The organism is Bradyrhizobium sp. (assembly GCF_027451485.1).
Lineage (GTDB): Bacteria > Pseudomonadota > Alphaproteobacteria > Rhizobiales > Xanthobacteraceae > Bradyrhizobium.
This window is the reverse complement of the sequence record NZ_DAIDJE010000136.1, coordinates 1-5,542: the sequence shown is the minus strand read 5'-3', so window position 1 is coordinate 5,542 and position 5,542 is coordinate 1. Positions and strand designations below refer to the sequence as shown.

At 60.9% G+C, this 5,542-nt stretch carries 5 protein-coding genes; 2 read left to right on the top strand and 3 right to left on the bottom strand.

Annotated elements, in window-relative coordinates; translation table 11 throughout:
- Window positions 1-971 precede the first annotated feature (971 nt).
- Window positions 972-1,271, top strand: a complete 300-nt coding sequence (locus NEZ08_RS17490; protein ID WP_298109450.1) for an HU family DNA-binding protein — start codon at window positions 972-974, stop codon at window positions 1,269-1,271.
- Between the two features lie 130 nt (window positions 1,272-1,401).
- On the opposite strand, the gene NEZ08_RS17485 is transcribed toward NEZ08_RS17490, so the two are convergent.
- From NEZ08_RS17485 to NEZ08_RS17475, 3 genes are all read right to left on the bottom strand, one after another.
- On the bottom strand, window positions 1,402-2,727 hold the full coding sequence (locus tag NEZ08_RS17485; RefSeq protein WP_298109452.1) for a chloride channel protein: 1,326 nt from the start codon (window positions 2,725-2,727) through the stop codon (window positions 1,402-1,404).
- A 177-nt stretch (window positions 2,728-2,904) separates the two neighbouring features.
- The gene (locus tag NEZ08_RS17480; protein WP_298109447.1) at window positions 2,905-4,137 is read right to left on the bottom strand and encodes an ABC transporter substrate-binding protein; all 1,233 of its coding nucleotides are present in this window, start codon (window positions 4,135-4,137) and stop codon (window positions 2,905-2,907) included.
- Between the two features lie 313 nt (window positions 4,138-4,450).
- Entirely contained in the window at window positions 4,451-5,302 is an 852-nt protein-coding gene (locus tag NEZ08_RS17475) for a caspase family protein (RefSeq protein WP_298109443.1), read from the bottom strand.
- Window positions 5,303-5,362: 60 nt separating this feature from the next.
- Here NEZ08_RS17475 and NEZ08_RS17470 point away from each other — a divergent pair.
- The coding region (locus NEZ08_RS17470) for a hypothetical protein (RefSeq protein ID WP_298109441.1) at window positions 5,363-5,542 on the top strand (180 nt) is incomplete at its 3' end.

Here is a 5,542-nt window from a genome sequence, read left to right as displayed (position 1 = left end):
TGCCGGGCGCGTGGGCGCACCCGTAGCCTCGTGTGCAGCAAAGAAAGCACACGAGTGTAGTCACCACAGGTTCGCCTTAACGATCGGCATTCCCTGCGCGATTGGTTTGACGACTTACTCCACGCTCTCCCCGGCGATCGGGCCTTTTTGTCGCCGTCACCGGTGCGATGCGCAAGCATCCTCACCAGCTTGACGTCAGCGTCGAGACGTCAGAACCACGTGGCTTCGTCGTACGCTTGGCCGTGCATTCGTCGGTTGCACATCAAGCGTCCATCGCATCCCGCACCCAACGTCCGTGACGATCGCGAAGCGCCCCTCCCGAGGAGCGCGGGACGGGCGGGCTTCTAAAGGTGATTTGCCCGTCGCCACAAGCGAGATGGGCTGCGGCAGAATGGCACGTCGCGCAAATCACCTTGGCACAGCCGAAGCTCTGTCAAGGGCAACTTGATCTTGCCGCGGACGCGACGCAGCGCGCAGCCGTCATTCCAGGACGCGGGTGGTGCCCAACTTCCGAAGTTCGTGCTCCATTGCAGCACGCAGCTTTCAAGAGCTTCGCAAAGTCATGGCGAATCACAAACCTATTGATGCCACTACAGCTTTATCAATCTGAACTCCCCGATCGAATTCGCCGGTTGTGGTGCAGGGACTTCCGATCGGCGGTACTGGCGCAAGACCGGGTTGTGGTGTGCCATTCGCGGATCTGGAAACCCTTGGTGCCGCAGCAATGAAGGAATTGATTTGCAGGCATGCGGTTCACGGCGAATCCCGAAGATAACGACCGTTGAAACCGGGAGGCGCCGGCAGGCACCCGGCGATTCTTCGCCCGCCCGGGGCTCGACACGCCGAAAACCCTTAAAAAAACGGGGTGAGATACAAAAAACAGCAAAAAACCCCGAGAAAAACTGTGCAGAGGCCCTTTTCCTCGCGCAGAGATCGCTATTATCGGGACGGTCCGAATCAAAGGAGACACAATGGCCACCCAAATGTCGAAGTCACAGCTGGTCGAAAAAATCGCGACGGCTACCGAACTCTCTAAGCGTGACGTCAAGAACGTCATGGATACGCTGACTGACGTCGGCCACAAGGAACTGAAGAAGTCCGGGGTATTCCTGCTGCCGGGCTGGGCGAAGTTCGTCGTGGTCAAGAAGCCCGCCACCAAGGCGCGCAAGGGCACGAACCCGTTCACGGGCGAAGAAATGATGTTCAAGGCCAAGCCTGCCCGCAAGATCGTGCGCGCACGGCCGGTGAAGGCCGCCAAGGACGCAGTCTAAGGAAAACTTCGGACCTGAATTGAAAGGCCCCCTTAACCGGGGGCCTTTTTGTTTTGCGAGCCGCGCTGCAAATCGTTGGCCGGAGCACGATCCGGGCCTGGAGGGCCGCGCTACAAAGCGCGATCATGGTTCAACGCGCTTTACGATCTGGAATTTCGGCCTGCCCCTCGTTCGCCTTCAAGAAGCCCTTGGCAAGCGCGTGATAAACTCCTTCAGGGCAGACAAGACCTGAGGTCGCGTGGGCGATCAGCGAGGCGGCCATCAGCGGCACCACCATCGCGTGATTGTCCGTCATCTCCGTTACAATCGCAAACGCCGTAATCGGCGCCTGCACCACGCCCGCGAAGTAGGACACCATCCCGAGCAGCATGATCGCCCCCACCGGCGCGTTCGAGAAAAGCTGCGCAATATCCGAGCCGATGCCGGCACCGACCGCCAGCGACGGCGAGAAGATGCCGCCGGGAATGCCGCTGATGGCAGAAAGCGCTGTCGCCGCGAACTTCAAGGGACCGAAGCTCGATGGCAGCGGCGTGCCGGCCTCCAGCGCGGACTTCACCTGCGCATAACCTGTGCCGTAGATCATGTCGCCCGAGGCAATTCCGCACAAGGCGACGCAGAGGCCGCAGACGAGAGCAAATGCAATCGGGTGCTGTTTGACCGATTTTCCCAATGTGCTGGAGAAGCCGCGCGCCGTTTCAATGAGTAAGCGGCTGAACAGTCCACCGGCCAGCCCGCCGACGACGCCGCACATGGGGACCGCCAGCCAGTCGGTGCCGTTTCGCAGCGTCGTCGCACTGCTGCCGAAGTAATCGTAATTGCCGACCAGCGCGAGCGAAGTCAGGCCGGCTGCGATCACCGCGGCGATGATCAAGCTGGAGGTGCGGGTTTCGAATTCGCGGCTCATCTCTTCGATGCCGAACACAATGCCGGCGAGCGGCGTATTGAAAGCCGCGGCGACGCCGGCGGCGGCGCCGGCCAGGATCAGCCCGGGTTGGCGGCGCGGCGACATGCGGCCAATGGCAAACATGATGGAGGCGCCAACCTGCACGGTGGGGCCTTCGCGGCCCACCGACGCTCCGCAAAGCAAGCCCAGCAGGGTCATCAAAATCTTGCCGATGGCAATTCGAATCGAGACCAGCCTGCCGCGGGCCGCCTGATCCGTGAGCTGGCGCGCGGCGATCGCCTGCGGGATGCCACTACCTTGAGAGTTGCGAAAGAAGCGATTGGTCAGGAATACTGAAAGGGCGAAACCGAGCGGGGTGACCAGCAGCGTCGCATAGCGGGACTTCGAGAGCAGCCCGGCCAGGGCGAACTGGGCCTGGTCGGACAACATGGCAAGTGCGACGGCTGCTGCCCCCACCACGATGCCCCCCATCAGAAAGATGGCGCGTCGCCGCCAGCGTATGGAGATCACCTTCACAGATCTCAGGTGACGGTTGGACAGCAGTTGTTTCATGGAAAAAGATGTAAAGCGTTGCCGGGAAAACGTTGCGCAGGCCATAACACCCCGCCGCCCGCAATCCAAGCCGCAATGGCACCGGCCGCTCGTCATGCCCGCTCGAAACCGAACGGACATCCTGTCGGCGGCGGCCGCCTTCTTCTTATGCAGCCGCTGATCTGAGATGCCCGACGGTTACTGCGAGAGTTTGACGAACTTCGGATATTCGAGCTTTCCCTCGGCGATCTTGGCCGGCCAGACGGTAACCTGCTTGGCGCTCTGCCACTGGAACACGAGGCCCGTGACGTAGCCGGGACCGGACTTGATGCCGTGGGTGAACTCGTCGTTCCTGCCGTAGAACTCGATGTTGCCGATCGTACCCTCGAACTTCGTCTTCTCCATTTCCGCGACCATCTTGTCGGGATCGGTCGAGCCGGCGCGCTTGATCGCCTCCGCGATGATGTAGACGTCGTCATAGGCGGTATAGCCGGTATAGGCCGGCGGCGTGCCGTATTTGGCCTTGAAGGCCTGGGCGAAGGGTTTGGTTTTCGAGGTCACCGCGACATTCGGCGTGGCGACCGCCAGCGACGGCACGCCGTCGGCGGCGCCATTGGTGTCATTCCAGAAGGTCGGGCTGAGCGCCTGCGCCGAGATGCCGAACATCGCGATCGGCACCTGCTGGTTCTTCCACTGCACGGTCGGCTGCACACCGACATGGGAAATGCCGGTCACGATCACGTCGGGCTTCTTGCCCTCGATGTTGTTGAAGATCGGGGTGAAGTCCGTGGTGTCTGGCGAGAAGCGGATGTGATCCGTGACCTTCAGGCCGGATTTCGGCAGGCATGCCTCGTAGCCGACGTCGAGCGGCTTGGTCCAGGCGGCGTCCTCGCTCATGATCGCGGCGCTCTTGAATTTGAGATCTTTGACCAGGAGATCCTTGGCTGCATCACAGACCAGTTGCGCCTGGGCGGCCGACGTCAGATAGCCATGGAAGGTGTACTTGTTCTTGTCGTAGTCGTTATGGATCGCTTTCGTGATTTCGTTCGAGGCAGCACCCGGCGTGATCAGCGGCATCTTTAAGCGAGCCGCCCACGGCTCGAGCGCCAGCACGACTTCGCTGATGTAGCTGGCGATCACCGCCGAGACCTTGTCTTCGCTGACCGCGCGCTGAAAGGCGCGCACAGAATCTGCCGAGGAGCTCTTGTTGTCGTAGGTTACGATCTCGATCTTGCGCCCGAGCACGCCGCCCTTCGCATTGATCTCGTCGGCAGCGATCTGCGCGCCGCCCGGCGTTGCCGCGCCCGCGATCGATTGCACCTCGGCGATGACGCCGATCTTGATCGGGTCTGCCGATTGCGCATGAGCAGCGGTTCCGAGGAAAATCGTGACCGCGCCGACGAGCAGGCTCGTCGTGCCTGATGGCTGCATCTGTTCTCTCCCTTTGATGTTGTTGCTTCGCTTGGATTGCTGCTTTTCGCTGCGCTGCGGCAGGCGGAGCGCGCCGAACGAGCTTATGCTTGCCGTCCGGAAGTTGAAAGCGCCGGAAAAACCAAGGCTGCGATGACCCGATGGATTCGGCAGTCCAGACACAAGCATTCCGGCCACGGGAAGATCGAACGCGCAAGGACTCAAGACGCGCGTTGGCGGCGACCACCCTATGCGAAGACTGGAAACGCCATGTTGTCGTAGATCCGGCGGGCGGCGGTCCGCGGCAAATGGACGATGCCGCACGAAAATAAAGCTACTTCACCGTGAAATAGAAATCTTGCCGCCCCGGCACCGAGCCGTAGCTATAGGGCTGCTGCCGGCGGTCGGTCATATCCATGACATCATCACGCACGTTATCGAACAGGCGCCTGACCTCTACGCCAGGCACCTGAATGTCCTTTACAAAAGCAGTGACAAACGGCGAATTCCCACCATCGCCGTCCAAAGCTGTCTCGCCATGCTTGGCGGCGAAGACCACCAACGTGCCTGGGTCCGGTTCCATCTTTGCCAAACCACGCCCGATCGACCGCGAGGCAACCGTCCGTTTCATTTGATTGGCAAAGGGATTATCCCGACAGGCGTCCAGGATTACCAGCCTCAGCGCGCGGGCGCGCTCCGCGGCATTCAGGACCTGATCGATCGGAATTGCTTCAAGGCCGACATCGAGGTCCGAGGCGATCCGTGCATCGATCGGGATGAGATAATTGACCCCGGCGACTTCCATGCCATGGCCCGCGTAATAGACAACAGCCCAATCTGCGTCCTCCGCCTGCTTCGCAAAGGCCCGTAGCGCGTCGATCAACCGCTCGCGTCCAAGATTGAGCTGCAGCGTCACATGCTGGAAACCGACCGCCTCCAGCGCCTTCGCGACAGTGGCGGCATCCCGTTGCGGGTTCTGCAAAACGGGAACGTTCTGATAATTGGAATTGCCGATGACCAGCGCTATGCGCCTGCCAAAGGGCGCTGCATGTACAGCGGGCGCCGGCGCAATGTGGGACTCCTCTGCAACATTCGGTGACGGATTCACGGCGGGCACCACCTTCGCCGCTTTATCGGTCTCGGTCAGAGATTTGGCTTGGTCGGCGCGTGGCGCAGCCGCTTCCATGGGCCTGACCAATTCCGCAAACCTGTCGGAAGGAAACATGAAGGTCAGGGTGCAATTGCGATGTCCACCCAAATCAGCCTCAAGAACGCCCTTCGCAGTGGTCACTCTGCCAGCTTTGATCAATCCGGAAAGCTCGGTGTGCCACGTGGCTCTGTTTCGATCGAAAAACATGCCACGTGCGCCAATCCTGACGGCGCCACCTGGGCTGACGGTGCCGAAATAATTCTCCTTGCCCGGGCG